This is a genomic window from Roseovarius sp., assembly GCF_048262375.1.
In the GTDB taxonomy this organism is placed as follows: domain Bacteria; phylum Pseudomonadota; class Alphaproteobacteria; order Rhodobacterales; family Rhodobacteraceae; genus Roseovarius.
In genome coordinates, this window is sequence record NZ_JBLXFE010000007.1 from 80,006 (window position 1) to 98,348 (window position 18,343).

General features: G+C 60.4%; 15 protein-coding genes. 6 read left to right on the forward strand and 9 right to left on the reverse strand.

The genetic code is table 11. The features are described 5' to 3' along the window. Positions 1-90: 90 nt before the first annotated feature. Genes ACN0SW_RS09955 through ACN0SW_RS09970 form a run of 4 tightly spaced genes read left to right on the forward strand, consistent with a single transcriptional unit; the run spans position 91 to position 5,813 of the window. Complete coding sequence (locus tag ACN0SW_RS09955) at positions 91-2,166, forward strand: hydantoinase/oxoprolinase family protein (protein ID WP_417727773.1); 2,076 nt, start codon at positions 91-93, stop codon at positions 2,164-2,166. Continuing rightward, entirely contained in the window at positions 2,159-4,147 is a 1,989-nt protein-coding gene (locus tag ACN0SW_RS09960; RefSeq protein WP_417727774.1) for a hydantoinase B/oxoprolinase family protein, read from the forward strand. The genes ACN0SW_RS09955 and ACN0SW_RS09960 overlap by 8 nt, the downstream gene beginning before the upstream one ends. Next, complete coding sequence (locus ACN0SW_RS09965; protein WP_417727775.1) at positions 4,144-4,464, forward strand: (2Fe-2S)-binding protein; 321 nt, start codon at positions 4,144-4,146, stop codon at positions 4,462-4,464. The genes ACN0SW_RS09960 and ACN0SW_RS09965 overlap by 4 nt, the downstream gene beginning before the upstream one ends. Further along, positions 4,461-5,813, forward strand: coding sequence for an FAD-dependent oxidoreductase (locus ACN0SW_RS09970; RefSeq protein WP_417727776.1), 1,353 nt, complete (start codon positions 4,461-4,463; stop codon positions 5,811-5,813). Before ACN0SW_RS09965 ends, ACN0SW_RS09970 begins: the two co-directional genes overlap by 4 nt. A gap of 218 nt (positions 5,814-6,031) precedes the next feature. On the opposite strand, the gene ACN0SW_RS09975 is transcribed toward ACN0SW_RS09970, so the two are convergent. Then, positions 6,032-7,207 (reverse strand): AAA family ATPase, encoded by a 1,176-nt coding sequence (locus ACN0SW_RS09975; protein WP_417727777.1) that lies wholly within the window; start codon positions 7,205-7,207, stop codon positions 6,032-6,034. A 406-nt stretch (positions 7,208-7,613) separates the two neighbouring features. On the opposite strand from ACN0SW_RS09975, the gene ACN0SW_RS09980 reads away from it, so the two are divergent. Next, on the forward strand, positions 7,614-8,126 hold the full coding sequence (locus ACN0SW_RS09980) for an aldehyde dehydrogenase family protein (RefSeq protein ID WP_417727778.1): 513 nt from the start codon (positions 7,614-7,616) through the stop codon (positions 8,124-8,126). 18 nt (positions 8,127-8,144) lie between these two features. Further along, positions 8,145-9,191 carry a tartrate dehydrogenase gene (locus ACN0SW_RS09985; RefSeq protein ID WP_417727779.1) on the forward strand — a complete coding sequence of 349 codons (1,047 nt, stop codon included), beginning with the start codon at positions 8,145-8,147 and terminating at the stop codon, positions 9,189-9,191. A 248-nt stretch (positions 9,192-9,439) separates the two neighbouring features. On the opposite strand, the gene ACN0SW_RS09990 is transcribed toward ACN0SW_RS09985, so the two are convergent. The 8 genes from ACN0SW_RS09990 to ACN0SW_RS10025 all read right to left on the reverse strand — a co-directional run bounded on the left by ACN0SW_RS09990 (position 9,440) and on the right by ACN0SW_RS10025 (position 18,241). Further along, positions 9,440-11,473 carry an NAD(P)-binding protein gene (locus ACN0SW_RS09990; RefSeq protein ID WP_417727780.1) on the reverse strand — a complete coding sequence of 678 codons (2,034 nt, stop codon included), beginning with the start codon at positions 11,471-11,473 and terminating at the stop codon, positions 9,440-9,442. A 69-nt stretch (positions 11,474-11,542) separates the two neighbouring features. Next, the gene (locus ACN0SW_RS09995; protein WP_417727781.1) at positions 11,543-12,301 is read right to left on the reverse strand and encodes an amino acid ABC transporter ATP-binding protein; all 759 of its coding nucleotides are present in this window, start codon (positions 12,299-12,301) and stop codon (positions 11,543-11,545) included. Positions 12,302-12,318: 17 nt separating this feature from the next. After that, positions 12,319-13,119, reverse strand: coding sequence for an amino acid ABC transporter permease (locus tag ACN0SW_RS10000; RefSeq protein ID WP_417727782.1), 801 nt, complete (start codon positions 13,117-13,119; stop codon positions 12,319-12,321). Next, the gene (locus ACN0SW_RS10005) at positions 13,116-13,862 is read right to left on the reverse strand and encodes an amino acid ABC transporter permease (RefSeq protein ID WP_417727783.1); all 747 of its coding nucleotides are present in this window, start codon (positions 13,860-13,862) and stop codon (positions 13,116-13,118) included. The genes ACN0SW_RS10000 and ACN0SW_RS10005 overlap by 4 nt, the downstream gene beginning before the upstream one ends. A 54-nt stretch (positions 13,863-13,916) precedes the next feature. Beyond that, positions 13,917-14,759: a transporter substrate-binding domain-containing protein gene (locus ACN0SW_RS10010; RefSeq protein WP_417727784.1), complete on the reverse strand. Its 843-nt coding sequence runs from the start codon at positions 14,757-14,759 to the stop codon at positions 13,917-13,919. A gap of 22 nt (positions 14,760-14,781) precedes the next feature. Further along, a complete protein-coding gene (locus tag ACN0SW_RS10015; RefSeq protein WP_417727785.1) occupies positions 14,782-16,308 on the reverse strand; it encodes an FAD-dependent oxidoreductase in 1,527 nt (508 codons plus the stop codon). A gap of 92 nt (positions 16,309-16,400) precedes the next feature. After that, positions 16,401-17,306, reverse strand: coding sequence for a LysR substrate-binding domain-containing protein (locus tag ACN0SW_RS10020; RefSeq protein WP_417727786.1), 906 nt, complete (start codon positions 17,304-17,306; stop codon positions 16,401-16,403). Then, positions 17,303-18,241 (reverse strand): LysR family transcriptional regulator, encoded by a 939-nt coding sequence (locus ACN0SW_RS10025; RefSeq protein WP_417727787.1) that lies wholly within the window; start codon positions 18,239-18,241, stop codon positions 17,303-17,305. The genes ACN0SW_RS10020 and ACN0SW_RS10025 overlap by 4 nt, the downstream gene beginning before the upstream one ends. Positions 18,242-18,343: the final 102 nt, after the last annotated feature.

The window sequence follows — 18,343 nt, forward strand, 5'->3', positions numbered from 1 at the left end:
TGCATGGGCATGCCATGCGTCTTGGACCATGGGGCGGTTTTCTGGTCGGATCCGGGCCAAGGACATCCCCAGTGAAAAGGCAGACCCGACATGGATGGCATGACCCCCCCGCATCTGGCCGAGGCAGACTGGAAGATCGGCGTTGATATCGGCGGCACCTTCATGGATTTCTGCGCGCTCGAAACGCGCTCGGGGCGGATTGCATCGCTCAAGGTGCTGACAACGCCCGATGATCCCGGGGCCGAGCTTTTGACCGGACTCGATCTCTTGGCCGAGAGCGAGGGGCTGAATCCCACCGCGATCACCCGGTTTGTGCATGGCACCACGGTGGGCATCAATACGATCATTCAGCGTAAGGGGGCAAAGCTCGCCTTGATCACCAACGCCGGGTTTGAGGATGTGATCGAATTGGCGCGTTTGCGGATGCCCGAAATGTATTCGCTCTTTTGTCACAGGCCGGATCCGCTGATCCCGCGCGACCGGATCTTTGGCATCGGCGTGCGTTTGCGCGCGGACGGGGTTCAAACCCTGTCCCCCGACGCCGCAGAGGTTGCCCGTGCGGTTGAGGCCGCAAAGGCCGCCGGGGCCAAGGGGATCATTGTCGCTCTGTTGCACAGTTGGCGGGACGGGGCGCAGGAGCAGGCGATCAAGGCGGAAATCGAGAGGCTGGCGCCGGATCTGTTTGTCTTTACCTCAGCCGAGGTATGGCCGGTCATCCGCGAATATGAACGGACGTCCACGGCGATCCTCAACGGCTATGTGCATCCGCGTGTCTCAGGCTATCTGACCGCGCTCGAAGAGCGGTTGACGCGCCGACTTGTTCCGGCGCGGGCCATGCTGACCAAGTCGAATGGCGGCGTGATGACGGCCAGCGAAGGTCGCCGCGATTGCGTCTCGATGCTGCTCTCGGGCAGTGCGTCAGGGGTGATGGGGGCGGCGTGGTTGGCTCGGCAGGCCGGTGAACGGCATGTTCTGACCCTCGATATTGGCGGCACGTCTGCGGATTTCGCCCTGATCGTCGATGGCACGGTACAGTTTGGCTCTGATGAGAAAATCGGGGAATTTCCGCTACATATCCCCTCGGTGTCGGTCAGTTCGATCGGCATCGGCGGTGGTTCTATCGCCTCGATCGACGCGCAGGGGGTGCTGCGGGTGGGCCCAGAATCTGCCGGTTCCTTGCCGGGGCCTGCCTGTTACGGGCGCGGCGGCACCGCCCCCACGGTGACGGATGCGATGGCGGTCTGTGGCTGGCTGGGGCATTCCGGCATGGCCTATGGCCAATTGCAGATAGATGTCGGGCGCGCGCAGGCCGTCGTGGGCGATCTGGCTCAACGGTTGGGGCGGCAGATCGAAGAGACCGCCCAAGCCATTCTCGATATCGCCGTGTCCGAGATGTTCGTTGAGGTGGAAAAGCTGTCCTCGCGCGCAGGTGTCGATCTGCGGGATTTCGTGCTGATGCCGTTCGGCGGTGGTGGCCCGATGCTGGGCGCGTTTCTTGCGCAGGAACTGGGGCTGGCGCGCGTCATGGCGCCACGATGGCCCGGTGTCGTTTCGGCCTTGGGCGGGTTGGTGGCCGATTTGCGGGGCGATTTCATCCGCACGGTGTTTGCCGAGTTGGACGAACAGACTGTCGGAGCGCTCAGGCAGGTGTTTCAGGACCTGAGCCGCGAGGGCCGTAACTGGCTGATTTCGCAGGGTCATGTCGGGGCAGCAGACCTAATCCTGTCGGCGGATATGCGCTATGCAGGCCAAAGCTATGAGATCGAGGTGATGTTGGAACCGGACTGGCTTGCAGAGCCTGATCGCATTGCCGAGGCGTTTCACCACACGCATCGACGCATCTATGATTTTGCGGATCCGGGCGCGCGGATTGAGATCGTCAATCTGCGCCTGTCGGCAGTGGGGGCAGGGCCAAAGCCCGAGTTCCCTACGGTCCCGGGCACGGGGCAAGCGGTTGCCCCTGCGCGGGAGGTTCAGGTGTTTCACGGCGGCTGGTGCGCGGTGCCACTCTTTGAACGTGCGTCGCTTTCGGATGGGGGCACATTCGACGGCCCGGCCATCGTGGCGCAGGAGGATACAACCTTTGTCATCCCCGCCGGGACCAAGGCCCGCGTTGACAGCCATCTCAACATTCACCTCAGCCTGACGGAGCGCGCCGATGTTTGACCGTATGACCCTTCAGGTGCTGGCCAACCATGCCCGTGCCGCCGCCGAGAACATGGCCCATACCCTGCACCGCACCGCGCATTCCGCTTTTGTCAAGGAAACTCAGGATTTTACCGTCATGCTGATGGACCGGGGGGGCGATACCTTTGCTGTACCGATGGAACTTGGCGCGACATGGTATCCGGGGCTGACCTATGGTCGGGTGATCAACATGGTGGAGGATTACCGCCCCGGCGATGTGGCCTTTACCAACGATCCCTATTCCGGTCATGTCGCAACCCATGCGCCCGACACCCATCTGTGGAAGCCGGTTTTTGCCGAGGGCGAAATCGTTGCTTGGACAGGGGGGCACATCCACAATACCGATATGGGCGGGGCTGTGCCTGCGTCGCTGTCACGCTCTCTGAGCGAGATCCATCAAGAGGGCATACGCTTTCCGCCGATGAAACTGGTTCGAGAGGGTGAATTTGACGATATGATCATGCGGATCATGGAGGTCAATGTCCGCAAGCCGTCGCTGAATATCGGGGATATCAAGGCCTTGGTGGGGGCGCTTAACACCGGGGAACGCAAGGTTCACGCGATGATCGAGCGCTTTGGCCGCCGGGGGTTTCTCGAGGGGGTGGCCGCTCTCAAGGATCAGGCCGAGGCGCAAGCGCGGGCGATCCTGTCGGAGATTCCCGATGGTGACTACATTTTCGCCGATTATGCCGATGAGGACAGCGATCATGCCAACCCCTGCCGACTCAAGCTGAGCCTGCGGATCAGGGGCGATAGCGCCGTTCTGGACTTCACTGGATCGGACCCGCAATTGGGCTCATCGCTCAACGTGCCTTCGGGGGGTGATCCTCGGCATACCATCCTGTTGGTGGGGGTTTATTATGTGCTCTACACGCTCAATCCGCGCGTTCTGCTCAACACTGGTCTGACCCGGCCCTTTACCTGTATCGCGCCCGAAGGCACGGTGCTCAATCCGGTTGCCCCGGCGGCGGTGGGTATGCGGTCCTTGACCTGTGCACGGCTGCGGTCGGTGATTTTTGGTGCATTTGCCCAAGCCATTCCTGAGAGGATGCCTGCGGCACCTGCCGGAAATAACTGTATAATCAACGTGATGACCCGCGACGACCGCAGCCGGAAAACGGTGATTGCGGCGGTCAACCCGGTGGTCGGCGGCGGCGGGGGCATGCCGCACCGCGATGGCACCAACGGGTCGGGGGCGGATGCGGCCTATCTCAAGAACACGCCCATCGAGATCACCGAAACCGAAGTACCAGTCGAATTTCTGCGCTATGGGCTGGCGCGGGACAGTGGTGGGGCGGGACGCTGGCGGGGCGGGCTGGCGACCGAGATGGCGTTTCGGGTTTTCGCCCCCGATACGCGGATCACGGCGCGCAATCGGGATCGGTCGTTCTTTCGTCCATGGGGCGTCCTTGGGGGACGAGCGGCAGGCCTGTCGGATATGGTGGTTAATCCGGGCACTGCGGAGGAGCGGCGTTTGGGCAATGTTGATACGGCGGTGTTGCAGCCGGGGGACGTATTGCAAATACGATCAGCAGGCGGAGGCGGGCGCGGCGCGCCGCAAGAGCGCGAACCGTGGCGGGTAGCCCGCGATGTTACCTGCGGCTATGTCTCTGTTAATGCGGCATATAATGACTATGGTGTCGTGATGGACGGGGGCCGCGTGGATGAGGGCGCGACAGAAAGGCGACGCGCTTACCTACCGCGCCATGACGGTCCGTTCCATTTCGGACCGGAGCGAGAGGGGTATGAGCGCCGGTGGACGCCGGAGGCGTATGACCGGCTGACCGAGATTCTGATGGGGTTGCCGATCCATTGGCGGTTCTTCACCAAGACGGAAATATTCCGGCGCATGACAGAGGGGCGGTCCGGGCGTGCGGGGGTCGAGCAAGCCTTTGCCGAAACCTGTGCCCGTTTTCCCGACCTGCCGCGTCTGGCAGAGGTTGCAGAGGCCGCGGAATGAGTGGCGCGGGGCGGTTCCAACGGTTGGCCGAGGAGAGGCGGGCGTCGGTAACATTTCACTTTGATGGAAAAATTATGGATGCAAAACAAGGGGATACGGTTCTGACCGCGATCCTGATGTCTGGGCGGTTTCTCAGGCCGTCGGACAGCGGGCCAGAGCAGCGCGCCGGGTTTTGCCTTATGGGGGCCTGTCAGGATTGCTGGATCTGGCAGGAGGAAGGGCCGCGTTTGCGGGCCTGCACCACTGAAATCATTGAAGGAATGCGGCTGAGGTCCACGACCCCCGAAGGCTGGCCCGAGCCGAGGCGGAGGCAATGAGCCGGATTTTGATCGTTGGCGCGGGGCCTGCAGGGGTGCGCGCGGCAGAAACCATGGTGCGGGCGGGGCTGCATCCGGTGGTGGTGGACGAAGGCATTCGTGCCGGGGGGCAGATCTATCGCCGTACGTTTGTGCGGTTGGACCGTACGTTCAGGACGCTCTACGGGTCAGAGGCAGGCAAGGCCGAGGCGGTGCATGCGGCGTTTGACCGGATGGTGGCCGAGAACCGGGTGAGTTTCCACAGCCAGACCTCTGTTCTTGCCCTGCGGGACGGGATGGCGCATCTCTTGGGACCGGAGGGAGCCATAACCCTTGCCTATGATCGGCTGATCCTTGCGACCGGGGCGATGGACCGGGTCGTTCCGCTGCCGGGCTGGCAGGGGGCGGGGGTCTATACCCTTGGGGCGGCGCAGATTGCGCTCAAGGCGCAGGGTGTGGCGCTGGGGCGTCGGATGGTGCTGGCTGGGTCGGGGCCGCTGCTGACGCTTGTTGCGGTGCAACTGATCAAGGCCGGGGGCCGCGTCGAGGCGGTGCTGGATACCGCACCCATAAGCGCGCAGATGCGGGGCGCAGTGGGCATGGCGCTTGCCCGGCCTTGGGTGACTCTGCGCGGGGCGATCATGCGCGCGCGGTTGGGGCGGTGTTATCATGCCGGGGTGCGGCTTGACCGGATCGAAACCGATGCGACGGGCCCGGTTGCCTTGCATTGGCGGACTGCGAGCGGAGAGGCGCGGATTAGCCCCTGCGACGCGGTGGTGCTTGGCTGGCATTTGCGGGCCGAGACCCATCTGGCGGATCTGGCGGGTGCCTCGTTGGAGTGGAACGCGGGCTATGCCCAATGGCTTCCGAAAATTGACGAGATGGGACGCGCGGCAGAGGCGGTCTATCTTGCAGGGGATGGGGCGCGGTTGCTGGGGGCGGATGCGGCTGAGGCGGCGGGGCGTCTGGCGGCAACGGCCTGTTTGAAGGACATGGGGCACAGGGCGATTGATCCGATGCCAGATTTGCGGCGTCTGCGCCGGATGGCGCGATTTGCCAATGCGCTGCAACGCGCCTTTCCTTGGCCTGCGGAGATGGCGCGCGCCCTGCCGGATGATACTGTGCTCTGTCGTTGCGAAGGGATCAGCGCGGGGGCGCTGAGGGCGACGGTCGATTGGTCGGGACCAGAGGCGAACCGCGCCAAATCCCTGAGCCGGGTCGGCATGGGGCGCTGTCAGGGGCGCTATTGTCAACTGGCGGCGGCAGAGGTGATCGCAGGCCATGCCGGTCTGCCGGTGTCCGAGGTTGGACGGTTGCGCAGCCAGTCGCCGGTCAGACCGGCGCCTGTCAGCGCATTTCTTGGGCGGTGAGGGTCAGTGCCACATAGGTCTGCTGTATTCCGGCCGCACACAGCGTTTCGACTTAAAGTCCTGGTTTTCAATGCACCAGCTTGGGACGTCGCGCGCTTGGTTTTCCATTATTGGCAGATCGTTTTCCTGCCACCTGAGCGGTCTTTCGTTGCATAATGCGGGAAGGGCGGTGTGGCGGACCCTTACCTGCACCCGAAACCTGCCTACCTGAACTTTTCTCAGCGGCTTAGTTTCCAATTCCGCCGAAGATAATTGTCGAACATTGGGACAGTGAAATCTATGTCGCCATATTGAGGACTGTAAATCATGCCCTTGTCGATAATTTGTGCTCGACGAGGACCGAGCTTGGAAGGAGGCTGACCTAGACGTTCGGCGACCTCTGAGGAGCGATAAGGGCCCTTGCCCAGTTCTGCCATCGCGATCACGTACTCGCGCTCCTTTGGTGTTAACCTGTCGAACCGGACTTGGAAGAATCCGTCATCCAGTCTCTTCAGAGCATTGACGGTGGCATTGTTGACGTCATTAACATCAATGGGTGACCCGTCAGCAGTATTCCAAGTCTGGAAGCCCCACTCTTGCAGAAAGTATGGATAACCTTCAGTGATTTTGTAGATTTCACTCAGGGCACTGTCGGTTATCTCTTCTCCTTCTTCGTTTATAGGTCCTTGCACCGCTCTTACGGCAGCTTCGTCATCCAGAGCCCCAACTTTTGGGTAAGAAAAGAGACGTTCCGCATATGATTTAGCGTCTCCAGATAGACCAGCCAGCTGTGGAAGCCCCGCGCCAAAAAAGATGACTGGAAGCTGTTTTTGACCAACCTTATGGATAGCAACAATGAGCGCCGCAAGCTCATCTGATTTGAGGTATTGAACTTCATCAATGAGGAGGCACCATCCCTTGCCAGCTGCTTTTGCGGCATGCCCAATCGCGACGAACATGTCAGGAAGATCGTATTCGAGATTTCCACTATCCGCTACGCCTGGTTCTGGGTCGACGGAAACTGATAAATCGCCGATCTGTACTTTGAATGCACTTGCAAAGCTTCTCAGAGCCTTCATTGCGGCGTGCGTTTTTGCTTTGGCATTCTCTATCAACGACAGCTTTCGGAGCACTTGCTGCATCTTTGGGTACAAAAGCTCGGCAAGTGGTTTGTCCTCCGGGGCTTCGATAACAGACGTTAGATAGCCATTTTCTTCGGCTGCGTTTTCGATAGTGTTGAGCAAAACGGTTTTGCCTGTCCCGCGTAGTCCAAGCAGCATTTGTGACTGCGCATGCTTGCCAACCAGCATTCTCTTCAAAGCAGTGTTTGCGTCTGAGATAATTTCATCTCGACCGGCAAGCTCCGGTGGTTGTGAGCCCGCGCCGGGCGCGAATGGGTTTCTTACAGGGTCCATCGGTCTACCAACATCTAACCAGTTATATCAATAATGCTATATAACCAGTTAGAAGTCGATACACTTATTATCCATCCCGCAAAAGCTGCCATTGTTGCAGCCCGCAGCATCAGTCACTCTGGGTTCAAACCGGGCCCTCTCTGTGTGATACATGACAGCCTGCTTTGGTCTCGACGGAAAGATCCGATGTCATCTCTGAAAGACCTATCGTCATTTTCCATCTGAGGCGCAACCTTCTGCCTCTGTTTGGCTGTTGCGCAGCGCATTCTGCCGCAAGTCTTGGGCATTCGGCAGTTTTGTGTGCGCCCGGCGATGGATAGTTCCCCCACAAACACGCAAAAGAGGTGTTGCATGTCCTTTGCCTTTGACCCCGGTCAATTGTCGCTGCCCAAAGGCCATTTCATCGATGGGGCCGGCGCTGGCGGCGGGCAATGCGGTGGTGCCGGGATTTTACCCGATCATCTCGGAGCGGCAATTGACGCGGATTGACGGTCTTGTCAGGGCGGCTGTCGGGCAGGGGGCCGAGGTTCTCTGTGGGAGGCAAAGGTTTGACCGGGCGGGCAGTTTTTACCAGCCGACATTGATTGCGGGGGGCGCGTGCGGCAATCCTGCCGTGACCGAGGAGATCTTTGGTCCCGTCGCCACGTTGGAGACTTTTGAGACCGAAGAAGAGGCGGTGGACCTTGCCCGTCACCCGACCTACGGTCTGTGTGCGGGGCTGTTCACGCGGGATCTGTCAAGGGCCATGCGGGTGACGCAGCGGCTTGAGGCCGGGACCGTCTGGATCAACCGTTATGGCCGTTCGTGCGATCATATCCTGCCGACCGGAGGCTGGAAGGCCTCGGGGCTGGGCAAGGATCTGGGGCGCGAGGCCTATCTTGCCAATCGCCGAGTAAAATCGGTTCTGATCGACCTATGACCTGCCAAGGAGGCTGACATGACGACCTATAATCTTGCCCTGATCCCCGGTGACGGTATCGGCGTTGACGTAACCGACGCCACGATGCGGGTGATGACGGTGGCGGGTGCGCGCTTTGGCTTTGACCTCAGGACCGAAACCTTGCCGTGGTCCTGCGCCTATTACCATGAGACAGGCACGATGATGCCTGAGGATGGTATTGCCTATCTGCGCGGGTTCGATGCGATCTATCTGGGGGCGGTTGGTTGGCCGCAGAGCGTGCCGGATGCGGTGTCGCTGCATGGTCTGTTGCTGCCCATCCGCAAGGCGTTCAATCAATATGCCAATATCCGTCCGCATCGGCTCTTGGCTGGGGTCGAGGGGCCGTTGCGCACGGATGGGTTCGATATTCTGTGTATCCGCGAGAACACCGAAGGCGAATATGCCGGGGCCGGGGGGCGGGTGCATCAGGGCATGCCGAACGAGGTGGCGGTCGAAACCTCGGTCTTTACCCGTGCCGGAGTGGAGCGGATTTTGCGGTTCGGGTTCGAGCAGGCACGCGCGCGGCGCAAGCATCTGACATCGGTGACGAAATCCAATGCGCAGAAATATTCGATGGTGTTCTGGGATGAGGTGACGCGCGAGCTGGCCGCTGAGTATCCCGACGTGACCGTTAGCCATATGCATATTGATGCGATGGCGGCCAAGATGGTGATGGCGCCGCAGGATCTGGATGTGGTGGTGGCCTCGAACCTCTTTGGCGATATTCTGACCGATCTGGGGGCGGCTATTCAGGGCGGGCTTGGCTTTGCGGCCTCGGCCAATATCAACCCGGATCGCAGCGCGCCATCGATGTTCGAGCCGGTGCATGGGTCAGCCCCCGATATCGCGGGTAAGAACATTGCCAATCCGATTGCCGCGATCTGGTCCGGGGTGATGATGCTGGAACACCTGGGCGAGGCGGCGGCGGCAGAGGCAGTGCTGGGGGCGGTCGAGGCGGTCACAGGGCAGGGGATCGGCACGCGCCCCGGCCAGAATTCGACCGAAGAGATCACGGCGGCGGTGATTGCTGCCTTGGGGGGCTGAAAAGAGGTTGCGGGACAGCGATTTCTTTCGACAGGAACCCAGATGACAAAGAACCCGGTCTGCGGGATGACGGTCTCGGTCAAACCGGACCGGGTCTCGCGGACTTTCGGGGCGACCCCTTTCATTTCTGCTCTGAGATATGCCGGGCAAACTTCAAAGCCGCGCCGCCTCGGGCGTGACAATCACGCCGGGCGGGGCGGGCAGATCTGCGGTCTCTGCGACCCTCGGCGTCGGGCCGCCCACCGGGCCTAAGCCACCGAACAAAGACGCAACGCGTCATAAACCGCTGCGTGGATGTTGCGTGAGGATTGGGCATCGCCAATGCGGTGCAGTTCATAGCCTTTGCCTTTTCCGGGCTGGGGTTCAAGGTTCTTGAGCGCGTGAAGGTCGGTGACCCCGTCATTGGCCGATTGCCCGCGAAGCCCTTGGAACAGGTCGTTCATCGGTATCGTGCCCATTTCGACAATCACCTGATCATAGAGATGCTGTTCGATGTCATGGGTCAGCTCGTTCATCAAAACTGCCTCTAGCTTATTGCCTTTGCGTGTGACGCCGGTCAGCCGGAGGTTGCCTTCGGGGCGCAGGCCCGATTTTGCAAACTCTTTGTGCCAGCGCGTTGACTCGGGATAGACAAGATCCTGACCGATGTTCACATCAATGGTTGTCAGGCGCACATTGGCGCCTTCGGCCTGTGCCACCTGAGCGGCCAGCAGCGCGGGGTGTCGGCCTGTGTTGTCCCAGATCAGAACGTCCCCAAGGGGTTTGACTTGACGCCCGACGATATCCCATGCCGATTGCACCAGATCATCCCCGATCCCAAATTCGGTTTGCGGGATGCCGCCCGTCGCCAGAATGACCAGATCGGGATCAAGCGCTGCGACGCTGTCCATGTCCATGTAACGATTGCATTCCACCGCGACGCCCAAGATTTCCAGTTCGGCCAGACGCCAATCAATGATCCCGATCAGATCGCGCCGCCAGTCTGCCGCCGCCAAAAGCACCTGACCGCCCGGTTGTGCGGCCGCTTCGAACAGGCGTACATTATGGCCGCGCTCGGCCAATACGCGCGCCGCTTCCAGCCCGGCGGGGCCCGCGCCCACGACAACTGCATTGCGCGGCTTTTGCGTGGTCTCGATCCGGTGACCAATGGTCAGTTCGCGCCCCGTCGATGCGTTGTGCAGGCATTTTGGGCGGTGCTGCGACTGGCAATGACCGGCCCCGACGCAGGGTCTGATCCGGTGCTCTTCTCCGCGCATCAGCTTGGCCACCATATGCGGGTCTGTGATATGCGGGCGGGTCAGCCCCGCCATATCCACATGCCCCTCAGAGACGGCAAAGCGCGCCGAGGCCATATCGGACAATTTCGCCGCGTGGAAAACCGGCAGATTCACCGCGCGTTTGAAACGGCCGACTGCCGCGACCCAAGGTGCTGCAGGCATGCCCATACCGGGGAACACCTCTTCTGACAGCGACCGCGAGGTATCCATCGAGCCGAACAGCGCATTGAAAAAATCAACCGCGCCTTCACGCTCAAGAATCTGTGCCGCCGCCAGGCACTCTTCTGCGGACAATTCACCATCGATGCCCTCGTCCACCACATAGCGCATGCCGACGATGAAATCGGCGCTGACATTACGGCGGATTTCATCATGTACCATCAAGGCAAAGCGCACGCGGTTTTCCAATGATCCGCCAAACCGATCCGTGCGGTGATTGGTCTTGGGGGACAGGAACTGTCCGATCATGTGCCCTGAGGCCAGTGTTTCGATCCCGTCAAGCCCGCCGGCCTCGCAGCGTCGCGCGGCCTGACCATAGGCTTTGACGACGCGCACGATGTCGTGCTCATCCATCTCGCGGGGGATACCACGGTGCAATGTCTCGCGGATAGGGGACGGGCCGATTGGTGGCAACCAGTCCTGCGCATAAGGATCACCCCGCCGCCCAAGGTGTGTGATCTGGCACATCAAAGCCGCGCCCTGCGCATGCATCCGCTCAGAAAAGCGCTGAAAGTGCGGAATGATCTGGTCGGTTCCGACATTGAGTTGCTGAAAGATGTTCGGGCTGTCTATGTCTACATTTGACGATCCGCCGAACATCGACAGACCAATGCCGCCCCGTGCCTTTTCCTCGTGATAGGCCTGATAGGCCTCTTGCGGAAATCCGTCTTTCTCCAGTCCGCAGGCGTGCGATGTGCTCATGATCCGGTTGCGCAGAACCAGCTTTTTCAGTTTGAGCGGTTGCAGCAGCGGGTCTTTGGCGCGGATGGGGCTTTGGATGGCCATAGCATGAACTCCGGTTAAGACGTGGCCGGTCCGACCCGTCCGTGTGTCAAATGTCGCGAAGAATAGGGATCAGAGCACCTTGGACAGGAATTCCTGCGTGCGCGGATCTTGTGGTGCTTCAAAGATTTGCGAGGGCGGGCCGCTTTCCACGATGCGACCGGCATCGGTGAAGTAGACCCTGTCGGAAATTTCGCGGGCAAAGCCCATCTCGTGGGTGACCAACATGCAGGTCATCCCGTCCATCGCCAGATCCTTGATGGTCACCAGCACCTCTTTGACCGTTTCGGGGTCAAGCGCGGCTGTCACTTCGTCAAACAACATCACGTCGGGCCGCATGCACAGGCTGCGGGCAATCGCGACACGCTGTTGCTGACCGCCTGACAGTTCCGCCGGATAGGCGTCTTCCTTGTCCTTCAGTTTGACCTTGGCCAGAAGGGCGCGGGCGCGGTCCTCGACCTCTTTGCGGTTTTCCTTGAGCACCAGAAGCGGGGCCATCATCACATTCTGTAAAACGGTGCGGTGCGGGAACAGGTTGTATTGCTGGAACACAATGCCGACCTTGCGCCGCAGCGCCAGCTTGTCGAGTTTGGCGCTGTGCACCTCCAGCCCTTCGACCTTGACCGATCCCTTGCTGATCGGGGTCAACCCGTTGATCGTGCGGATCAAGGTGGATTTGCCCGATCCCGACGGGCCGATGATACAGATCACCTCGCCCTTCATGACGTCGATATCTATGCCTTTGAGAACCTCAAGGCTGCCAAAGCTCTTGTGAACACCGTGCAACGATACAATCGGCTGCGCTGGGGTCCAGTTTTCGGTGGAGGACATAATGGTGAAATCTCCTGTCAGGACCCGACGGCGAAGCGTTTTTCAAGCCGGCGGGTGTAGATGGATATCGGATAGATGAAGACAAAGAAGATCGTCATCAGGAACAGGTAGAAAGGGATCAGGAACTCGGGGCGCGCGCCTGCGGCCTCCATCGCTGCCTGCGTGTTGCCAAGCGCCTCGTTGACGCCAAGGATTGCAGCCATCGGGGTCATCAGCGTCAGCAGTGCGTACCAGTTCATCCACGGCGGCAGCATCCGGCGGATACATTGCGGCAGAATGATATGGCGCAGCGTCTGGGCGCGGCTGAAGGCAAGGCTCTCGGCGCTTTCCCATTGGCCCGACGGGATCGACGCCACCGCACCACGCAGGATTTCCGAGACATTCGCCATAACTGGCAAGGCAAAACCGAAAGTGGCCTTGAGCCAGTCGGGGATCATCACCTTGTCACCGCCCGGCAGGGTGATCTGGAACGGCACAAGAAACATGATCGCAAACAGGATCACCAACCAAGGCGAGTTGCGGAACAGGTTCGTGACCAGCCTGGCAGGCACCCGGATCAGGGCGAGGGGGCTGATCTGCATAAAGCCCAGGATCACCCCGGTGACCGTGGCAAAGGCCATGGCCAGAACGCTCATCAGCAGGTTCAACCCGAACCCCTTGAGGATAAATGGCACCCAGATCGCCAGCGTGGCCAGCGCCGAAGGGCGTGCGGCTGATCCGTCCTGTGCCATCGCGGCACATGTGGCGACAAGGCACAGCCCGGCGGCCAGCACAGGCGCGCGCCACGTCAGACGGGTAACAGTCCAGTTTGACATCATTGCCCATACCCCGGCAGTGCTAGTTTGCGTTCGATCACGGTCATGATCCGCGCGATGATCGCGATCAGAACGATGTAATAGGCAAAGAGGAACAGCATCATTTCCGGCACGTTCACGCTGTCCGACCAGATGCCGCTCAGCGAGTATGTGATCTCGGGGACCGCGATCACATAGGCCAGCGACGAGGTCTTGGCGAGCGAGACGATGTTGTTGGTCAGTGCGGGCAGGCAGATGCGCAGGGCCAGCGGGAAGGTGACATAGACAAAGATCTTGAACCCGGAGAACCCCAGCGACTCTGCTGCCTCTTTCGTCGATTCCGGCACCGCCTCGATGCCCGAGCGGAAAATCTCGACGTTGTAGCTGCCGCCGAAGATGCCGATGGCAATGACCGCCCAACCGAACGATCCGATCATGGGCTCGTACCAGCCGCCCATATCCACTTGCGGGGTGATCGCGCCCAGCCCGAAGTAAAAGAACAACAGCTGTACGATGGGCGGCGTGTTGCGGAAAATCTCGATATAGGCCGCCACGATCCAGCGCACCACCTTCAGGCGTGAGGTCTGCGCCCCTGCACCTATCACACCGATCACCAGAGAAACTGCGATGATCGCCGTGATAAGTTTGATCGAAACCCACATCCCCTCTTTCAACCGACCCCAGTCGTAGGAATCGTAAAATGGCGAGAAGTTGAGCCCGGTGGTGTCGTAAAGCCGTTCAAAGAACGGCGCGATAAGGTCCAGCACGGATGTCATCCTGTCAGTCGGATGGGGGGGGGCAACGCCCCCCCCCCGTTGTCATCAATTGTCCAGATAGGAATTGTCGTACTGCAGTTGGTCATGCAGCGCGGCGATCCACGGCGACGCCTTGACGCCCCACTTCTGTTCGAGCGCGATCAAAGTGCCGTCTTTGTGCCAGTTGTAGGCCATGCCGGACATGAATGCGCCCCAGATGCCGTCCTTTTCTTCGAGAGGCACAGCAACCCCCCAAGGGTTGGAAAACACAGTATCGACAGGCATTTCATAGCCTTCCCACTCGCCACTGGCAATGTCAGCCGCGATCGAAGTGTCGTCATAAACCCATGCCAGGCATTTTCCCGAGCGCAGCGCCTCTTTGGCCTCGGTGTTGCCGCCAAAGGCCACGACATTCGCGCCAAATTCGACTTCGGCGATCTTGTTGTAGAACACGCCCTGCTTGCCGCAGACCGGCTTGCCCTTGATATCATCCCAAGACGAGATCGCGCCGGTCTTGGCCATAAGCGTCGGGCCGGACGTCCAGTAAGCAGGCTCGATGATGCCAACGATCTTGCGGCGGTCGGGGCGGTCGGACATGGCGCCGATCAGCAGGTCAACCTTGCCCTGCTGCAAGAATTCCATGCGATTGGCCGAGGAAATCACCACCGTTTCCAGCGTTACGCCCATCCGGTCCGCGACGGTTTGCGCAAGGTCTACTTCGATACCCTGAACGGCGCCCTCGGGCGACCGATAGGCCCAGGGTTTGAATGCGCCCTGAACGCCGACGCGCAGCACGCCGCGCTCCAGCACTTCTTTGAAACGGTCATTTGTCACCTCTTGGGCCAAGCCGGCCGTGGCAGTCAGGGCACCTAGCGCAATCGTACTGAGCAACGTTTTCAGAAGGGTCATTGGTTTCTCCTCGTTGGATTTACTATTGTTGGTTTGCCGGTGTTTCCGGGTGTGTTCTGCGGTCTGGTGGAACGCAGAATTCGGTTTCTTGCCGGGCAAGAAATGCGTCGATCTGATAGCTTTTCTCTGTTTCGGACCAGCTGAACAGCGGTGCAACGGCGTTGGCCACCTGAGTTGCATCTTCGCGGCTGATCAGCCCGTGCCAGATGGCCCCGGTGCGACGGGCCAGCACCGCGTAAAGGTCTGGGGCATGTTCATGGGTCACGGCATATTTTGCAGGGTCTTGGCTGGCTTGGGGCACACCACGCAGGTTGACGGTGGCGGTCGCAGGCGGTGCCCCGATCCGGGCCGAGATCTCGGACAACATCCGCCGCCCGCCGCTGCGCAGGCTCATCACTGGTCCTGCGGTCATTGCCAGCACGTTTTCAAACCCCTGCGGTGCCAAATCGTGCACGCGGCGTTCGCGCGCGCCCATCGGGCGGTCGGGGGCATGGGTCAGGGGGCGCACACCGGCCCAGCATTGTTCGACATGTTTCTGCGTCAAACCCAACCCCGGCAGCAAATGGTTGGCCTCGGACAATAAGAAGGCGACGTCATCGCTGTCGGCGTGAACGTTTCGCGCGTCCCCTGCGAACAGGGTTTCTGTCGGCCCGAAATAAAAGCGGTCATCGCCCAAAGGCAGGCCATAGAACGGATGCCCGCCGCGATGTACGGTCGCGATTCCGCGATCGGCAAAGCCTTTGGGCAGGCGCAGGATGATATGCGCGCCCTTGGTGCCACAGATCAGCCGCTTGCCAAAATCCCCGACCTCGTCGGCCCAGCTTCCGGCCATGTTCAGCACCGCGCGGGCCTGCACCTGTGTGTTGCCCTTTGGCCCCTCCAGCGCCACGCACCACAGCCCCGCGTTGTTGCGCCCGCGCAATTCGGCACGGGTCATCAGACGCAGATCGGCGCCGTGCGCCTCAGCGTCCAGTGCGTTGTCGACGCACAGCCGTTCCGGTGCGGAGAACAGATATTCGCGAAAGCTGACCATGCCGCGCAGGGTGTCCTGATCGCGCAGATACCGCCCGATTGGATGCGCGCGCGCGCCGTTGGCGTCGCGTAAGGTGCGGTCAAGCGATGGCCCCGACGGCCCGATTGCCCCAAGCAGACGCAAGCCCGCATCAAGCTGCCAACGCGGAAACGGCCCGTCGCGCCAGACCGGAAACGACAATTCAATTGCCCGCGTCGCGATACTGTCGTCCTGCGACAGTTCCGCCCGCGCCGCCATCGCATCGCGCGCCATGCCCAAAGCGCGGGCAAAGCGGACCGGGTGGCGCAGGGCGTTCCAAATCGGATTGGGCGATTCCAGATAGCGCAGTCCGCAATGCAGCATCCGCGAAGATCGGCCGCTGGCGCCTGCGCCCAGATCTTCGGCCTCGGCCAGCAAGACCGAGTAACCCGCCCGCGCCAACTCGCGCAGCGCAGCGGTACCGTTGACGCCGCCACCGATGATGACAACATCAAAATGCTTTGTGTCGGAGGTGCGGCCGGAACTGGGGTTTTGCATCATGCATCACATTAAGAACGCGTGAGCATTAGAATCAAAATGCAAAGTTAACCTTTCAATATGCGTTTGATGCATACTGAGTGTCTTACCGCCTACGCCATATCGGCAAGCACTTCATCCCGCAGGCTTTCTGCATGGCCGATCAACTCTGTGGCGAGCACGGTCGGGGTTCGGGTGTCCGGTTGCAGCAATGCAAATCGGCACGGAATCTGCGGTAAAAATGGGCGATAGACAATTCTGGCGTCCGGATTGGCCCATGCCGTGAACGGATCGACAACCGCCAGCCCCAACCCGCGTTTGACCATGTTGCACATGGTGGCCGACATCGTGGTTTCAATCAGCTGCTGAGGAATGATCCCCGCACCCTGCATGATGTCGTCAAAGATGCGGCGGGCGGACACCGAGATGGTCCAACCGATAAGCGGTTCACCGCGCAGATGCTCGGGGCGTATCACCTCTTCTTGGGCAAGCGGGTGATCGGCCGGTATAGCCGCGATATAGACCGTGTCTGCGAAGATCCGTGTCCCGAAACCGGACAGCTGGAACGGAGTTTCGGCAAGGCCGAAATCTACCTGCTGGGTCGCAACCCATTTTTCAACACTGACCGACATGCGCACGTTCAGCTTGACGCGGGCCAGAGGCCTGTCTTTGGAGAACCGCGAAATGACTTCGGGCATGAAATCCATCCCAAGTGCTGGCAGCGCGGCGATTCTGATGCCTCCATCCTGTCCCTCTTCCATGCGACGGCTGAAATCATCCAGTGATGAGAGGGACACGAACAACCGTTCAACCTCGTCCAGCAGCAGATGTGCCGCATGGGTGGGCAGGACGCGCCCCTTGCGGCGCTCGAACAGCTTGACCCCCACGCTGCTTTCCAGCTTGTCTATCATGCGGCTGACGGCCGGTTGGCTGCGGCCCAAATAATCCGCAGCCCCCGATATGGTGCCCGAGCGCATCACGACCTGAAACGCCTCATAAACCGACGGGTGCAACCTCATGTTTGGCCTCCGGACGTCAAAAGCGCATCGACACCAAGGGCCGGATAGCGGATCGCAATGCCCCTGAGGTCAGACTGTATCTCGTCCACCAGCCAGTCTCTGACGGCTTCAACCACATCCGCATGTGCGCCGTCTGTGCGCGCCAGCATCCGGCATTCCCGTCCGGGGAAAACCAGTTCGTTGACCGCAGGCACCAGACGTTCCTCGTTCATCCAATAGCTGACGATATTCATCCAACCGGCGGCAATACCCTGTCCGACAAGGGCGGCTTGCACCACCACGGCGTAGTCTGAAAATCCCAGTTGCCCGTCACGCCGCAACCCAAGGCCCGGCATCAACGACGCCACCCCTTCGGAGGCTTCGCCGTCCAGACGGATCAAGGCCGGCCCGTCCGGCGGAGGCGGGTTCAGATAGCCCGGTGCGCAGACCGGAACATAAGCTTCACGCATGACAAAACGTCCGGAAGTTTCGGATGCACTGCCATAGCGCATGGCGATATCGACCCCACCCGTAGGACCAGTCACCTGACCGGCAATCAGTTGAAATCGCAAATCGACGCTTGGAAAAACCTTTTGGAACTGTGCAATACGAGGCATCAACCAATGAGTGGTGAAGGCTGTCGAGACCGACAATGTGACCTGTGCCTTGCCTGTGCGTCGCTCCTCCAGTTGATCCAGAACGCTGTTTATCTGTGAGAACGCTGATTCTACGGCAGTTTTCAGCAGAATCCCATCATCCGTTAGCCGCGCGCCGGGCTTGCCCCGTAAAAAAAGTTGCGCCCCCAGATGCGATTCAAGACCTGCCAGCGTGCGACTGACCGCAGGCTGAGTTACGTTCAACTCTTCCGCCGCGCGCGTGAAATTCTCATGTCGTGCGGCGGCTTCGAACACGAAGAGCGCATTCGCGGAGGGTAATTTACGACGCAATCCAATCATGACTTCATGTTATGGAAAGTCTCAGTATTTGGCAATTGCCCAAATGGGGGGATCTGCATCATTGTCGCGATATCGCAAACGCCCAAACGGGCAATCAACACG

Coding starts and splice junctions, on each gene's coding strand:
- ACN0SW_RS10015 (WP_417727785.1), bottom strand. CDS start 16,308: ATGCAAAACCCCAGTTCCGGCCGCACCTCCGACACAAAGCATTTTGAT.
- ACN0SW_RS09990 (WP_417727780.1), bottom strand. CDS start 11,473: ATGGCCATCCAAAGCCCCATCCGCGCCAAAGACCCGCTGCTGCAACCG.
- ACN0SW_RS09970 (WP_417727776.1), top strand. CDS start 4,461: ATGAGCCGGATTTTGATCGTTGGCGCGGGGCCTGCAGGGGTGCGCGCG.
- ACN0SW_RS10000 (WP_417727782.1), bottom strand. CDS start 13,119: ATGATGTCAAACTGGACTGTTACCCGTCTGACGTGGCGCGCGCCTGTG.
- ACN0SW_RS10025 (WP_417727787.1), bottom strand. CDS start 18,241: ATGATTGGATTGCGTCGTAAATTACCCTCCGCGAATGCGCTCTTCGTG.
- ACN0SW_RS09985 (WP_417727779.1), top strand. CDS start 8,145: ATGACGACCTATAATCTTGCCCTGATCCCCGGTGACGGTATCGGCGTT.
- ACN0SW_RS10020 (WP_417727786.1), bottom strand. CDS start 17,306: ATGAGGTTGCACCCGTCGGTTTATGAGGCGTTTCAGGTCGTGATGCGC.
- ACN0SW_RS10010 (WP_417727784.1), bottom strand. CDS start 14,759: ATGACCCTTCTGAAAACGTTGCTCAGTACGATTGCGCTAGGTGCCCTG.
- ACN0SW_RS09960 (WP_417727774.1), top strand. CDS start 2,159: ATGTTTGACCGTATGACCCTTCAGGTGCTGGCCAACCATGCCCGTGCC.
- ACN0SW_RS09975 (WP_417727777.1), bottom strand. CDS start 7,207: ATGGACCCTGTAAGAAACCCATTCGCGCCCGGCGCGGGCTCACAACCA.
- ACN0SW_RS09995 (WP_417727781.1), bottom strand. CDS start 12,301: ATGTCCTCCACCGAAAACTGGACCCCAGCGCAGCCGATTGTATCGTTG.
- ACN0SW_RS09980 (WP_417727778.1), top strand. CDS start 7,614: ATGGGGCCGGCGCTGGCGGCGGGCAATGCGGTGGTGCCGGGATTTTAC.
- ACN0SW_RS09965 (WP_417727775.1), top strand. CDS start 4,144: ATGAGTGGCGCGGGGCGGTTCCAACGGTTGGCCGAGGAGAGGCGGGCG.
- ACN0SW_RS09955 (WP_417727773.1), top strand. CDS start 91: ATGGATGGCATGACCCCCCCGCATCTGGCCGAGGCAGACTGGAAGATC.